Genomic DNA, 14,405 nt, shown 5'->3' with positions numbered 1-14,405 from the left:
GGGCTCCTGTCGGTGACCGGACGGACGGTCCGGGAGGGGGCCGCGGCCGGGGCGGCGTTCCACTGATCGTCAGCCTAGGCGCGCCCCGCTCCCCCCTCATCTCCTGCGGGCCCATCCGATCCCGGACGGCCCAATCCCGCCGTCTCCAGCGCCTCCGCGAGGACCTCGGCCAGGTGCCGGCCCCGCACGCCCGCGAGCTGCGCCAGCTGGGTCCGGCAGGAGTAGCCGTCCGCCAGGACCACGGCGTCCTCCCCTGCGTCCCACACGGCGGGCAGCAGCTGCTCCTCCGCGCATGCCACGGACACGTCGTAGTGCCCCTTCTCGAACCCGAAGTTCCCCGCGAGGCCGCAGCAGCCGCCGCTCAGCTCGCCCGTCAGCCCGGCCGCCTCCCGCAGCCGCCGGTCGGGTCCGTCGCCGAGGACGGCGTGCTGGTGGCAGTGGGTCTGCCCGACCGCCGGCCGCCCGATCCGGGGCGGCGCCCAGCTGGGCGCGTACCGCTCCAGGGCCTCGGCGAAGGTCAGGACGCGGTCGGCGAGCCGCCGGGCACGGGGGTCGTCGTGCAGCAGCTCGGGCAGGTCCGAGCGCAGCGACGCGGCACAGCTGGGCTCCAGGACCACCACGGGCGTGTCCCGCTCCAGCAGCGGCTCCATCAGGTCCAGCGTGCGCCGCAGCACCGCGCGGGCCCGGTCGAGCTGACCGGTGGAGACGTACGTCAGCCCGCAGCAGACACGCTGCCGGCCGCGCAGCACGGACAGCGGGTCCATCGCCACCCGCATCCCTTCGCCCCGCCCGGACGGGGTCATGCGCACCGTCGGCGGCAGCGCGACCCGCAGACCGGCCGCCTCCAGCACCCGGACGGCCGCCTGCCCGACGGACGGCGTCAGATGCTCGGTGAAGGTGTCCGGCCACAGCACGACCCGCTCCCCGCCCGCCGGGGCCGCGGGCCTCTCCCTCGTCTCCCACCAGCGGCTGAAGGTGCGGGTCGCGAGTCGCGGGAGCCGCCGCTCGGGCGCGATCCCGCCGAGCCGTTTCGCCAGCCGGGCCAGCGGCCGGACGGCGGCGAGGGCGTTGACCAGGGCCGCCGTCCGCGTACGGTCCACCAGGCGCAGCCACCGGGGCAGCCGGCCCATGCTGTGGTGCGCGGCGGGCCGGCGCCGGCCCGCGTAGTGGTGGTGCAGGAACTCCGCCTTGTACGTGGCCATGTCCACGCCCACCGGGCAGTCGGAGCGGCACCCCTTGCAGGCCAGGCACAGGTCCAGCGCGTCACGCACCTCGTCCGAGCGCCACCCGCCAGTCACCAGTTCCCCGGCGAGCATCTCGTGCAGCAGCCGGGCACGCCCGCGCGTGGAGTGCTCCTCCGCTCCGGTCACACGGAACGACGGACACATCACGGCGGACCCGGACACCGACGTCGTACGGCACTTGGCGACACCGACGCAGCGCCGTACGGCCGCCGCGAAGTCACCGCCGTCCGCCGGGTAGCCGAAGGCGACGTCCACCGGCTCGCGGGGCAGGACCGCGAAGCGCAGGTTCGTGTCGAGCGGCGCCGGGCGCACCAGCATCCCCGGGTTGAGCAGGCCGTCCGGGTCCCACACACCCTTGGCCCGCTCGAAGAGGCGGACCATCTCCTCCCCGTACATCCTCGGCAGCAGCTCGGCCCGCGCCTGCCCGTCGCCGTGCTCCCCGGACAGCGAGCCGCCGTGCGCCACGACCAGGGCGGCCAGCTCCTCGGAGAAGCGCCGGAAGCGGCCGACGCCCCGCTCGGTGAGCAGGTCGAAGTCGATCCGCACGTGGATGCAGCCGTCCCCGAAGTGCCCGTACGGCGCCCCGCGCAGCCCGTGGGCGGCCAGCAGCGCCCGGAACTCCCGCAGATACGCCCCGAGCCGGCGCGGCGGCACCGCGCAGTCCTCCCAGCCGGGCCACGCCTCCGTGCCGTCCGGCATCCGCGTCGCCGTGCCGCTCGCGTCCTCCCGCAGGCGCCACAGGGCCCGCTGCCCGGCCGGGTCGGTGACGACCGCCGCGTCGAGCACGTCGGCGGCGCGCACGACCGCCTCCGCCCGCGCGCGTGCCTCGCCCGCCGACTCCCCGCCCGTCTCCACGAACAGCCACGCGCCGCCGCGGGGCAGCGCGGCCGACGCCGGCACGAGGTCGGCGGCCATGCCCTCCACGGTGAGCGGCCCCAGCGGCAGCAGCCCGGCGGCCGCCTCGGCGGCGGCACTCTCGTCGGCGTACGCCAGCACCGCGAGCGCCCGCGCGCGGGGCGCCGGCACGAGCTGGACGACCGCCTCGGTGAGCACGCCGAGCGTGCCCTCGCTGCCGCAGAACGAGCGGGCCACGTCGGCGCCGTTCTCGGGCAGCAGCGCGTCCAGCGCGTACCCGGAGATCCGGCGGGGCAGCTCGGGGAAACCGGTCCGCAGCCGCGCCAGGTCGCCCTCCACCAGGGCGCGCAGCCCCTCCGGCGCGCCCGCCCACTCCCGGCCCAGGCGCAGCCGCTCGCCGCGCGCCGTGAGCACGTCCAGCTCGCGCACGCTGTCGGCGGTCGTCCCCCACGCCACGGAGTGGGATCCGCAGGAGTTGTTGCCGATCATGCCGCCGAGGGTGCAGCGGCTGTGCGTGGACGGGTCGGGCCCGAAGCGCAGGCCGTGCGGGGCGGCGGCCTCCTGGAGCCGGTCGAGGACGAGTCCGGGCTGCACGACGGCGGTGCGCGTCCCCGGGTCCAGTGACACCAGCCGGTCCATGTGCCGGGTGAAGTCCAGGACGACACCGGTGCCGGTGGCCTGCCCGGCGATGGACGTGCCCCCGCCGCGCGCCACCACCGGCACCCCGTGCTCCCGGCACACCGCCAGCGCGGCGGCGACGTCGTCGGCGTCCCGGGGGGCCACCACCCCCAGCGGGACACGCCGGTAGTTGGACGCGTCCATCGTCGTCAGCGCACGGGACGTGACGTCGAACCCGACCTCGCCCCGGACGGCCGCCCGCAGTTCCGTCTCCAGTTCCGCCATGCGTCCACTCAACCAGCCCGGTGACGGCGGGCACCGGCGCGGGGCCGGGACCACGCCGTCTCACCGGACGGACGAGGTTTCACCCGGGTTTCCTCCACCGGCTACCCTCCGTGTCGTGGCTGAGATCCAGATTCCCGCTGACATCAAGCCCGCCGACGGACGTTTCGGCGCTGGCCCCTCCAAGGTGCGGACGGAAGCGCTGGACGCGCTGGCCGCCACCGGTACCTCCCTCATGGGCACCTCCCACCGCCAGGCCCCGGTGAAGAACCTGGTCGGCCAGGTGCGCGAGGGCATCAAGGAGCTGTTCTCCCTGCCCGACGGGTACGAGGTGATCCTCGGCAACGGCGGCTCCACCGCGTTCTGGGACATCGCGACGCACGGCCTGATCGAGAACAAGTCGCAGCACCTCACGTTCGGCGAGTTCTCCTCCAAGTTCGCCAAGGCCGCGAAGCTCGCCCCCTGGCTGGCCGACCCGGACGTCGTCTCCACGGACCCGGGCACCCACCCCGAGCCGGTCGCGGCGGCGGGCGTCGACGTCTACGCCTTCACCCACAACGAGACCTCCACCGGTGTCGCCATGCCGATCAAGCGCGTGGCCGGCGCCGACGAGGGCGCGCTGGTCCTGGTCGACGCCACCTCCGGCGCCGGCGGCCTGCCGGTCGACATCGCCGAGACGGACGTCTACTACTTCGCCCCGCAGAAGTCCTTCGCCTCCGACGGCGGCCTGTGGATCGGCGTCTTCTCCCCGGCCGCGATCGAGCGCGCCGAGCGCGTCCACGCGAGCGGCCGCCACATCCCGGAGTTCTTCTCGCTGCCCACGGCGATCGACAACTCCCGCAAGAACCAGACGTACAACACCCCGGCCCTCGCCACCCTCTTCCTGCTGAACCAGCAGCTGGAGTGGATCAACGGCCAGGGCGGCCTGGACTGGGCGGTCCGCCGCACCGCCACCTCCGCCCGCACGCTGTACGGCTGGGCCGAGGACATCAAGTACGCGAACCCGTTCGTCACCGACCCGGCCAAGCGCTCGCAGGTCATCGGCACGATCGACTTCACGGACGAGGTGGACGCCGCCGCCGTCGCCAAGGTGCTGCGCGCCAACGGCATCGTCGACACCGAGCCGTACCGCAAGCTCGGCCGCAACCAGCTGCGGGTGGCGATGTTCCCGGCGATCGACCCGGCGGACGTCGAGGCGCTGACGAAGTGCGTCGACTACGTCATCGAGAAGCTCTGACCTTCCCGCGTACGTGACGAAGGGGGCGCCCAGCGAGTGTCGCCGGGCGCCCCCTGTCGTTGTGTCGGTCGATCAGCGGGCGGAGCCCAGGATCGCGCTCAGGGTGCCGGTGCCGGCCGCCTTCCGCGCCGCGGGCTGCGGCGTCGGGTCGGGAAGCTTGTCGCACACCGCGTCGACCGTGCCCTTGCCGTGCGGGACCTTGCCGTTGGTGAGGTACGCCGCGAGGTGCTTGTCGAGGCAGGCGTTGCCGCTCAGCGTGATGCCGTGGTTGCCGCCGCCCTGCTCCACCACCAGGCTGGAGCCCTTCAGCAGCCGGTGCATGGTCACGCCGCCCGGGTAGGGCGTGGCCGCGTCGTCCGTCGCCTGGAACAGCAGCACCGGCGGGAGCTTGCTGTTGACGACGTTCACCGGCTTCAGCGTCTTCGTCGACCAGTACGCGCACGGCGCGTTGTACCAGGCGTTGTTCCACGCCATGAACGGGGCCTTCTCGTACACCGCCCAGTTGTCCTTGCGCCACTGCTTCCAGTCGCGCGGCCAGGAGGCGTCACGGCACTGCACGGCGGTGTAGACGCTGTAGCCGTTGTCACCGGAGGCGTCGATCGCCGCGATGTTGTCGTACGCCGTCACCAGCGCCGCCGTGTCGTGGTCGTTGACGTACGCCGCGAACGTCTTGGCCAGCGTCGGCCAGTACCCGTTGTAGTAGCCGCCCGGTATGAAGATGTCCTCCAGCTCGGAGGCGCCCACCTTGCCGCCGGCCGGCTTCTTGGCCAGGGCCGCCCGCATGGCGTACCACTTGGCCTCGATCCTCTTCGGGTTCGTGCCGAGCTTGTACGTGGAGTCGTACTTGGCGATCCACGCCATGAAGGCCTTGTGGCGCTTGTCGAAGGCGTAGTCCTGCTGGATGTTGTCGTCGTACCAGACACCGGTCGGGTCGACGATCGAGTCCAGCACCAGGCGCCGCACCCGCTCGGGGAACAGCTTGGCGTAGACGGAGCCGAGGTAGGTGCCGTACGAGTAGCCGAAGTAGTTGATCTTCGACGCGCCGAGGCCCTTGCGGATCGAGTCCATGTCCTTCACGGCGCTGACCGTGTCGATGTACGGCAGGACGTCCGCGTATTTCGTGCCGCAGGCCTTCGCGAAGGCCTTGGCGCGCGCCAGGTTGGCCTTCTCCAGCGCCGGGGTGCTCGGCACGGAGTCGGGGCGCACGGGGTCGAAGTGGCCCGGCTTGCAGTCCAGGGCGGGCTGGCTCTCGCCCACTCCGCGCGGGTCGAAGCCGATGACGTCGTACTGGGCGGCGACGTCCTTGGGCAGGGAGGACGCGACGAACTCGGCCAGCGACAGGCCACTGCCGCCCGGGCCACCGGGGTTGACGAGCAGCGGGCCCTGGGACTTCGGCGCGGTGTGCGGCACGCGGGAGAGAGCCAGCGTGATCTGCCTGCCGCGCGGCTTCGCGTAGTCGAGCGGCACCTTGACCGACCCGCACTGGAGCGTCGGGGTGTCGTCCGTCCCGCACTTCTTCCAGGCGACCTTGGCGACGGCGGTCGACAGGGCCGTGCTCGCGGAGTGTGGCGAGCTGGCGTTGGCGGGAACGGCGGTGAGTGTCCCGGCCAGGACGACCGTGGCGCCGCACAGTACGGCTGCGCTTCTTCTCATGGAGTTCTCTCGCAACGGTGTCGGGGTCAGACCCACGAGTGACGCGGGCCGTGCCGCATCGTCGCCGAAGTGCGCACCGTTCATATGCGAATTCGAGCAAGACTTGACCAAATCGAGGCACAGCCCGCTCTCAGAAACCCCACGGAAAATGGGAGTTACGGCAATTCCGGACACCCGGCCGGCCCGGCTCCCCCCCCCTCGTCAGGCGAAGGACGGAGCCGGGCCGGGCACGACCTACCGGCTCAGCTTCTGGAACCGCCGCACCGCCAGCGGCAGGAAGATCGCCGTCAGGATCACCGGCCACACCCCGGCCATCAGCAACGCGTGCTGCTCCACCCAGGAGTCGCCGCCGCCCACCGGCGTGCCGAACAGTTCGCGGGTCGCAGCGGCCGTGGAGGAGATCGGGTTCCAGGCGGCCACCCAGCCCAGCCAGTCGGGCATGAGCTGCGGGGCGACGAAGATGCTGGAGATCATCGTCAGCGGGAAGGCCACCGCGAACAGACCGCCCGCCGCCTCCGGGTTGGGAACCAGCAGACCAAGCCAGACGCCGAGCCAGATCAGTGCGAACCGCAGCCACAGCAGCAGCCCGAACGCGGCGAGGAAGCCCCAGCCGCCGTCCGGACGCCAGCCCATGGCCAGCGCGGTGAGCATCAGGATGGCCAACTCGGCGCAGGCGACGATCAGATCGGTCACCCCGCGTCCGGCCACCACCGCGGAGGACGCCATCGGCATGGAGCGGAAGCGGTCGATGACGCCCTTGGTGGAGTCGTACACCACGACGGTCGCGGTGTTGATGAAGCCGAAGGCCATGGTCATCACGAACATGCCCGGCATCAGGAAGTCCTGGTAGTCGCCGCCCCCTGGCACCCTCATCGCGCTGCCGAAGACATAGCCGTACAGGAGGACGGAAAGGATCGGGAAGCCCAACTGCCAGGCGATGTTGACCGGCTGGCGCTGGTAGTGGGTCAGGCCCCGGCGGACGATGTTCCAGCAGTCCGCGAGCGCCCAGTACACCCGGCCGCGGCCGGCCGGTCCGGTCAGGTCGAGCGCGCTCATGCCGCCGCCTCCTTCTCCGTGCGATGTCCGGTCAGGCGCAGGAACACGTCGTCGAGGCTGGGCCGGCGCAGACCGATGTCCTCGACCCGTACGCCCTCGTCCTGCAGCGTGCGGGCGACGTCCGTGAGGGCGGCCACCCGGTCGGTCACGGCGGCGTGCACCCGCAACTCGGTCTCGTCCGCCTCGGGTTCGCCGTCGGCGACCCGGGCGATGACCTTTGCCACGCGCGGGATCTCGGAGCGTTCGGCGACCACCACCTCGATCCGGTCGCCGCCGACCCGGTTCTTCAGGGCGTCCGGGGTGTCGTCGGCGATGGCCCGACCCTGGTCGATGACGGTGATCCGGGAGGCCAGCCGGTCGGCCTCCTCCAGATACTGCGTGGTCAGCAGCACGGTCGTGCCGTCCGCCACCAACGCCCGTACGGAGTCCCACACTTCCCCGCGGCTGCGCGGGTCGAGCCCCGTCGTCGGCTCGTCCAGGAACAGCACGGCCGGGGCGAGGATCATCGACGCGGCCAGGTCCAGCCGGCGCCGCATGCCGCCGCTGTAGTCGCCGACGCCCTTGTCGGCGGCGTCGGTGAGGTCGAACTGCTCCAGCAACTCGGCGGCCCGCAGCCGGGCCCGCCGGCCGCCCAGGTGGAACAGCCGCCCGAACATCTCCAGGTTCTGCCGCCCGGTGAGCACCTCGTCCACCGCCGCGTACTGCCCGGTCAGTCCGATCCGCGCCCGCACCTCGCGCGGCCGGCGGGCCACGTCGAGCCCGGCCACGGCCGCCCGTCCGCGGTCCGCCCTGATCAGCGTCGACAGGACGCGGACGGCGGTGGTCTTGCCCGCGCCGTTCGGGCCCAGCAGTCCATGCACGGTGCCCGCGCGGACGGCGAGATCGAAACCGTCCAGGGCGCGCTTCTCGCCGTACCGCTTCTCCAGGCCCTCCGCCCGTACGGCGTGACCGTCGTCGTTCATGGGGTCCCCCTTCCATTAACCGGGTACACCGTACCCGATGGCGCGTACGGTGTACCCAGTTTTCGGACGCGGATCTAGACTGCCCGTATGAGCAGCGGTGGCGGCGGTACGGAGACCAGTGGCAGCGGCGACATCGCGCGCACCCTCGACCTGCTCTGGGGCACGGGGCAGATGCCCAGCCGGGGGCCGAAGCCGGGCCTCACCCTCGACCGCATCGTGGAGACCGCCGTCGAGGTCGCCGACCGCGACGGGATCGGCGCGCTGTCGATGCGCCGGATCGCGGCGGAGCTCGGCACCGGCGCCATGTCCCTGTACCGCTACGTCCCCGGCAAGGCGGAGCTGCTCGACCTGATGCTGGACCGGGTGCAGCGCGTCTCGGCGGACGCGGCGGAGCTCGGCGACGGCGGCTGGCGCTCGGCCCTGGAGGCCCTCGGCCGGGCGACCCTCGCCCTGTACCGGCGGCACCCCTGGCTGCTGGAGGTCAACCAGTCCCGGCCGATCCTCGGCCCGAACGCCCTGGACGGCCTGGAGAAGATGCTCGGCCGGATCAAGCCGATGGGCCTGACCGACCCGGAACTGCTGTCGGCGATCATCATGATCGACGGATACGTCGTCGGAGCCGCGCGGACCCAGCTGTACCAGGAGGAGGCGGAGCGCAGCTCGGGGCTGACGGACGCCCAGTTCTGGGAGGCCCAGCGGCCGGCGCTGGAGAAGGCCATGCTCAGCGGGCGCTACCCCGTCCTGGCCGGCCTCTCCGAGGACACCTTCGGCCCCGACTTCGACCACTTCGAGTTCGGCCTGCAGCGCATCCTGGACGGCCTGGAGGTGTTCGTCGCCCGTCGCACGGCGGGCGACGCGGACCGAGCAGGCACAGGGCGCACGGCGGGCGACGCGGACTGAGCGACGCTCACGCCCGCCGGAACAGCCTCCGCAGGGCGAAGAACACGACCAGGACGGCCAGCACCGCCACGGCACCGACCTTCAAGGTTCCGTCCGTGCCGTCGTCCCCGTCCGGGGAGGCCGAACTCCCGCCCGACGACGACGAGTCGGAGCCGGTGTCCCCCGGCGCGTCCTTCGCCACCACCGCGCTGTTCACGCCCTCGCTGCCGAGCATGATCTTGCTTCCGTCGGGCGAGTACGCCACGGACTCCCCCTGCCCGAGCGGCACGCCGACCCGCCCCAGGCGCTTGAGCCTCCCGCCGTTCCAGTCGTAGGCGAGGCCCCCGAAGTAGCCGCGTACGACCAGGGTCTTGCCGTCCGGGGAGAAGGCGGCGTCGGTGGCCCACAGGTCCACGGGCGTGACCGGCTCGAAGACGTTCGCGCCGGACGGGGAGAGCTCGGCCGGTCCCTCGTACAGGTGCCCGCCGTCCTCCTGCTTGTCGATGAGGTAGACGCGCCCGGTCTTCGGGTGCACCACCATCGACTCGGCGTCGCGGGTGCCGTCGGAGTACTTCACGACGTACTGCGTGGCCCGGACCGTCTGGTCCTTCAGGACCTTCGGCTCGGGCAGCCGGTAGATCCACACATAGGGCCACTCCACACCGTCGTTGTCGCCGATGTCGCCGACGTACAGCTGGTTGTCGGGGCCCATGGAGATCGCCTCCACGTCCCGCGGGGTGCCCACGCCGGTCATCGTGATCCGGGCGACCGTCCTGCCGGTGGCGCTGTCGACGGCGTACAGGTAGGCGCCGGTGTCCTGGTCGTTGTGCGTCCAGTAGACGCCCTTGTGCTGCCGGGAGGCGGCCAGGCCGCTGGACTCGGTGATCCGCGGGTCCTTGATCGTGAAGTCCTCGTTCCCCTTCCCGTCGGCGGCAGACGCGGGCAGCGTCAGCGCACCGGTGAGCAGGACCCCGGCGAGTACGGCGAGCGGTCGGCGCATGCCCCAAGCCTGCCATCCCGCCCGGGGGTTCGGAGCCGGGGTCCGCGCGGCGCCGCCCCGGACGGGGCGCCGCGTGGCGGGCTTCACACCCCACCGGCCCCTCGCGCCCTCGGAGATCGTCCATCATGAGCGGATGCTCAGGTTCATGCCCGTCGGCGACTCCATGACCATCGGCAGCGCCGGCGAACACACATGGCGCTACCGCATGTGGCAGCACCTGCGGGACACCTACGGCGGCCCCTTCGCCCTCGTCGGCCCACGCGAGACGCTGTACGACAAGGCCACGGAGGCCCCGAGCTCGTACGAGTACGCCGACCCCGACTTCCCCCGCGCGCACCTCGCCGGCTGGGGCGAGGGCTGGCAGCACATGGCCCCGCTGATCGCCGACGCGGTCCGCGCGCACCGGGCCGACGTGCTCCTCGTCTCGCTGGGCCTGATCGACCTGGGCTTCTACACGAACGCCGAGCAGACGGCCGAGAACGTACGGGCCTTCGTCGCCGAGGCACGGACGGCCGGCCCGCGCGTGCGCATCGTCGTGCTGCCGGTGATACCCAACGTCCGGGCCACCAACGACGCCCCTTTCGCCGCGCAGGTCACCCGCTTCAACGAACTCCTGGCGAAGGCGGTCGCCGACCTGGACCGGCCCGGCTCCCCCCTGCTACTGGCGTCGCCGCCGCCGTCGTACGACATCGATCGGGACACGTACGACGGCACCCATCCGAACGCGAGGGGCGAACACAAGATCGCCGCCGCCTTCGCGGACGCGATGCACCAGGCGTGGGATCTGGGCGGGCCGTACGACTCCCCGCTGTGACGGGACGCCGGCCTGTGAGCTTCGTCTCCGTGCCGCCGTCACCCTGCGTACCGTTGTACCGCGCGGCCGCACCTGACCGTGGGGCGGCTGGGGAGAAGCGCCACGATGACCGTCCTCGAAGGCAGGATCGCGATGGCCGACGCCGAAGCCGACACCCCGAGCCTGGGCGCGTGGTTCGTGCGGCAGCAGCGCATCGCTGACGATCACCGCTCCTGCGGACCCCGAGTGGAAGCGACGAAGCCGCCGCCCCCTACTCGCCTCGAAGGCACGCTGAAGGCGACGGCTCCGACACAGACCCGCTACCTCACCACGCGAAGGCTTCGGGAGACGGTCCGGGACCGGGGAAGATCTCGTCCAGAGTGCTCAGCATCTCCTCGCTCAGCTCCAGCTGCAGGGCGCGCAGCGCCGAGTCCAACTGCGCCTGCGTGCGGGGGCCGACGATCGGACCGGTGACGCCGGGGCGGGTCAGCAGCCAGGCGAGCGCCACTTCACCGGGCTCCAGGCCGTGCTTGTCGAGGAGGTTCTCGTACGCCTGGATCTGCTCGCGTGTCTTGGTGTCCTTGAGCGCGTCGGCAGCGCGGCCGCTCGCCCGGCGCCCCTGTGTGGCCTCCTTCTTGAGGACGCCGCCGAGCAGTCCTCCGTGCAGCGGAGACCAGGGGATGACACCGAGGCCGTAGTCCTGCGCGGCCGGGATGACCTCCATCTCGGCGCGGCGCTCAGCGAGGTTGTAGAGGCACTGCTCGCTGACCAGGCCGATGGTGCCGCAGCGCCGGGCGGCGATCTCGTTGGCCTGGGCGATCTTGTAACCGGGGAAGTTGGACGACCCCGCGTAGAGGATCTTGCCTTGCTGGACCAGCACCTCGATCGCCTGCCAGATCTCCTCGAACGGCGTCGCCCGGTCGATGTGATGCAACTGGTAGATGTCGATGTAGTCCGTCTGAAGCCGCTTGAGGGAGGCGTCGACGGCCCGGCGGATGTTCACCGCGGAGAGCTTGTCGTGGTTGGGCCAGGCGTCCCCGTCACCCGCCATGTTCCCGTACACCTTGGTGGCGAGGACGACCTTGTCGCGCCGCCCGCCGCCCTGGGCGAACCACGTACCGATGATCTCCTCGGTGCGGCCCTTGTTCTCACCCCACCCATAGACGTTGGCCGTGTCCAGAAAGTTCAGACCCGCGTCGAGAGCGGCGTCCATGATGCCGTGGCTGGTTGATTCGTCTGTCTGCGGACCGAAGTTCATCGTGCCGAGAACGAGTCGGCTGACCTTGAGTCCGGTGCGTCCGAGCTGGGTGTACTTCATGGGCCACAAGCCAACTGCTTCGAGTCCGCTCCAGGCAAGGACATCAGGTTCCGCCGTCAGGAGTCGTCTCCGAGGTGCCGGTACAGCGTGGCACGGGAGACGCCCAGAGCCTTGGCCAGGGCACTGACACGCTCTTTTCCTTCGCCTTTCTCGCGCGGGCCACGGCCAGCGCGTCCTCGTTCACGACGGAGGGTCGTCCACCGGTACGCCCCTGCGCCCTGGCTGCGTCGAGTCCGGCGCGGGTGCGCTCCTTGATGAGGCTGCGCTGCGCTTGCTGGTGTTCTCGTCCAGCTTCTTGTTGGCCAGCTCCCACTCCTCGTGCGCGATCAGAGGCTCCGCGCGCTGGAGGGGCTGGCCGTCCGCGTCCCGGACGACCCGGCGTCGTGTCGTCCTCTTCCCGTCGACCGTCACCTCCTCGGACACCTCCATCTGCCCCAGGATGCAACGGGAACGTACGACCTTGGCCGTGTTCGCGGCGGTCCAGCGGCTGCCCTTCGGGGTCTTGCCGCTACGGATCATCTGGGCGTCGAGTGACGTCGGGGTCTTCGACACGTCCTCGTTGAGCCACTGCGCGATGCTGTTCGCCGACTCGCCCGCGATGAGACGGCGAACGATCTCACGGAGCGTCCCGGCCGTGTCGGTCCCGTAGTCGTCCGGGACGAGCTTCCATCCGTCGCCGGTCTCCTGTTTCTCCTCCCGGTAACCGTACGGAGTGCGGCCGCCGCGCCAGCGCCCCTCCTTCACCAGGTGGTTGTACGAGGACTTGGCCCGCGCCTTGATGGCTTCGAGCTCCCCTTCCGCGAAGGACGCGATCAGGCTGAAAAGGAGCTTCCCCATCTGCGTGTTGAGGTTGATCCCGTCCTCGACGGTGGCGACCTCCTTGCCGTTCTTCTCGCACCACTCCAGGAGGGCGTGCACGTGGAGCACGCGTCGCGAGAGACGGTCGATCTTCAGCGCGCAGATGATGTCGTACTCGTCGGCGCGCGACCCCTCCACCGCGATCCGGTGCTCGACCGCGCTGACCTCCTTCCCGATGGTCGAGGGAAGCCACTTGCCGAACTCCGGACGCTTCCACGGCTCGACCCCGCCGGACACGTCGATGTCCTCGACCCACCCCACGACGATGTGCCCCTCCTGATCGGCCCATCGCTGGATGGATCGACGCTGACGCTCCGGCGATGTGGTCTCGTCCGACACCCTCGACAGACGGACCACGCCCAGAATTCTCGCCATGCTCGCCCCCCTCCCCTGTGTTACGCATCGCACACAAGGAGTGACGGTATGAGGTTCGGATCATGCCGTCAAAATTGATCTTTGGATATCGCCGACGTGTACGGCTGGGGCGAAGACAAGGGCCGCACCGAAACGATCAGCGGCAACTGGATCGCCAAGGGCGGCGACCGGCGCGACAAGGTCGTCCTCGCCACCAAGATGTGCGGCAACATGGGCGCCGACGGCGAGGCGTGGCGCCACCACGACAAGCTCTCCGCGCCGCGCGTCCGGGCGGGCGGCGGACACCCTCGCCGACCCGGCGGCACGCGCCCGTCTGCAGGCCTACGAGGACCTGCTCGACAAGCACGGTCTGGAGCCCGGCGAGGTCGCCCTGGCCTGGCTGCTGACCCGGCCCGGCGTCACGGGCCCGATCGTCGGCCCCCGCACGGCCGGTCAGCTGGAGTCGGCGCTGCGGGCCATGGAGCTGGAGCTGGGCGAGGAACTGCTGGACAGCCTGGACGAGGTGTTCCCGGGCCCGGGGCCGACGCCGGAGGCGTTCGCCTGGTAGGCGCCCGAGGGGCGGCGTGAGGGCGTCACCGTCCGAGCGCCGCCGCCAGGGCCACGAGGACGAACATCAGCACGAGCGCACCGGCCATGATCCGGTTACGGGTTTTCGGGTCCACGCCACGAGGTTAACCGGCGGCGCCGAACGGCCGGCGGGCGACCACCTCGTAGCGGGGCTGCTCGCCCGGCACACCGGAGGTGGGCAGGTGGCTGCGGACCAGCGCCAGCTCCGCCACCGTCCAGGTGCGGCTGGCGAAGTCCGCGAGGGCCGTCACATACGGCCGGGTGTCCACGGCGGTACGGCTGCGGGCCAGCGTCAGATGGGCCTTGTACCGGCGGTGCTCCCCCATCGGCACGCCCGCCTTCTCGGCCGCCGCCTCGCAGCGCCCGGCCAGCACGCGCAGTTCGGGCACCTCGCCCCGCACGCCCGTCCACAGGGCCCGTCCGTGCCCGAACTGGCCCCCTCCGCGCAGCGCCAGCCGGAAGGGGGCGGTCCGGTGGGCGGCGCGCTCCAGTCGGCCGGTCAGGCCGGCGAGCAGATCGTCGTCGACCTCGCCGAAGAAGGCGAGGGTGAGGTGCCAGCCGGACCGGGCGGTCCAGCGCAGCCGGTCGGCGCCGGGCAGGCTCCGCAGGGCGGCGACCTCGGTGTCCAGTTCCCGTACCACGTCGTCCGGCGGCAGCACGGCGGCGAAGAGTCTCATGGGGGAAGTCTCGCCGCCGTGCCCGTGTCCG

The 14,405-nt window shown here is 71.7% G+C and carries 11 protein-coding genes and 1 pseudogene; 4 read left to right on the top strand and 8 right to left on the bottom strand.

The window, feature by feature from the left end; genetic code table 11:
• Positions 1-74 precede the first annotated feature (74 nt).
• A complete protein-coding gene (locus ACFRAC_RS32445) occupies positions 75-3,002 on the bottom strand; it encodes an FAD-binding and (Fe-S)-binding domain-containing protein (RefSeq protein WP_382936958.1) in 2,928 nt (975 codons plus the stop codon).
• A 115-nt stretch (positions 3,003-3,117) separates the two neighbouring features.
• Here ACFRAC_RS32445 and serC point away from each other — a divergent pair, with 115 nt between their 5' ends.
• Complete coding sequence (gene serC, locus ACFRAC_RS32440; protein ID WP_382936953.1) at positions 3,118-4,236, top strand: phosphoserine transaminase; 1,119 nt, start codon at positions 3,118-3,120, stop codon at positions 4,234-4,236.
• A gap of 72 nt (positions 4,237-4,308) precedes the next feature.
• Here the strand turns inward: serC and ACFRAC_RS32435 are convergent, their stop codons facing one another.
• The 3 genes from ACFRAC_RS32435 to ACFRAC_RS32425 form a co-directional block, all read right to left on the bottom strand.
• The gene (locus ACFRAC_RS32435) at positions 4,309-5,889 is read right to left on the bottom strand and encodes an alpha/beta hydrolase (RefSeq protein ID WP_382936948.1); all 1,581 of its coding nucleotides are present in this window, start codon (positions 5,887-5,889) and stop codon (positions 4,309-4,311) included.
• A 234-nt stretch (positions 5,890-6,123) separates the two neighbouring features.
• On the bottom strand, positions 6,124-6,945 hold the full coding sequence (locus ACFRAC_RS32430) for an ABC transporter permease (RefSeq protein ID WP_382936945.1): 822 nt from the start codon (positions 6,943-6,945) through the stop codon (positions 6,124-6,126).
• Positions 6,942-7,907, bottom strand: a complete 966-nt coding sequence (locus ACFRAC_RS32425) for an ATP-binding cassette domain-containing protein (RefSeq protein WP_108707456.1) — start codon at positions 7,905-7,907, stop codon at positions 6,942-6,944. Before ACFRAC_RS32425 ends, ACFRAC_RS32430 begins: the two co-directional genes overlap by 4 nt.
• An 87-nt stretch (positions 7,908-7,994) precedes the next feature.
• Here ACFRAC_RS32425 and ACFRAC_RS32420 point away from each other — a divergent pair, with 87 nt between their 5' ends.
• Positions 7,995-8,807: a TetR/AcrR family transcriptional regulator gene (locus ACFRAC_RS32420; protein WP_235072042.1), complete on the top strand. Its 813-nt coding sequence runs from the start codon at positions 7,995-7,997 to the stop codon at positions 8,805-8,807.
• 7 nt (positions 8,808-8,814) lie between these two features.
• On the opposite strand, the gene ACFRAC_RS32415 is transcribed toward ACFRAC_RS32420, so the two are convergent.
• Positions 8,815-9,786 (bottom strand): WD40 repeat domain-containing protein, encoded by a 972-nt coding sequence (locus ACFRAC_RS32415; protein ID WP_382936931.1) that lies wholly within the window; start codon positions 9,784-9,786, stop codon positions 8,815-8,817.
• A gap of 133 nt (positions 9,787-9,919) precedes the next feature.
• Between ACFRAC_RS32415 and ACFRAC_RS32410 the strand changes: the two genes are divergently transcribed.
• On the top strand, positions 9,920-10,600 hold the full coding sequence (locus tag ACFRAC_RS32410; RefSeq protein ID WP_382936926.1) for an SGNH/GDSL hydrolase family protein: 681 nt from the start codon (positions 9,920-9,922) through the stop codon (positions 10,598-10,600).
• Positions 10,601-10,904: 304 nt separating this feature from the next.
• Here ACFRAC_RS32410 and ACFRAC_RS32405 read toward each other — a convergent pair whose 3' ends face one another.
• Both ACFRAC_RS32405 and ACFRAC_RS32400 read right to left on the bottom strand, forming a co-directional pair.
• Positions 10,905-11,897 (bottom strand): aldo/keto reductase, encoded by a 993-nt coding sequence (locus tag ACFRAC_RS32405; protein WP_382936922.1) that lies wholly within the window; start codon positions 11,895-11,897, stop codon positions 10,905-10,907.
• A 180-nt stretch (positions 11,898-12,077) separates the two neighbouring features.
• Positions 12,078-13,130, bottom strand: coding sequence for a recombinase family protein (locus ACFRAC_RS32400; RefSeq protein WP_382936919.1), 1,053 nt, complete (start codon positions 13,128-13,130; stop codon positions 12,078-12,080).
• Positions 13,131-13,214: 84 nt separating this feature from the next.
• Between ACFRAC_RS32400 and ACFRAC_RS32395 the strand changes: the two are divergent.
• Positions 13,215-13,677, top strand: a pseudogene (locus ACFRAC_RS32395) (aldo/keto reductase); the annotation flags it as partial.
• 124 nt (positions 13,678-13,801) lie between these two features.
• Here the strand turns inward: ACFRAC_RS32395 and thpR are convergent.
• A complete protein-coding gene (gene thpR, locus ACFRAC_RS32390) occupies positions 13,802-14,374 on the bottom strand; it encodes an RNA 2',3'-cyclic phosphodiesterase (RefSeq protein WP_382936916.1) in 573 nt (190 codons plus the stop codon).
• Between the last annotated feature and the right edge of the window lie 31 nt (positions 14,375-14,405).

The organism is Streptomyces sp. NPDC056628, assembly GCF_042792555.1.
Classification (GTDB): domain Bacteria; phylum Actinomycetota; class Actinomycetes; order Streptomycetales; family Streptomycetaceae; genus Streptomyces.
This window is presented reverse-complemented; position numbering and strand designations above follow the sequence as displayed.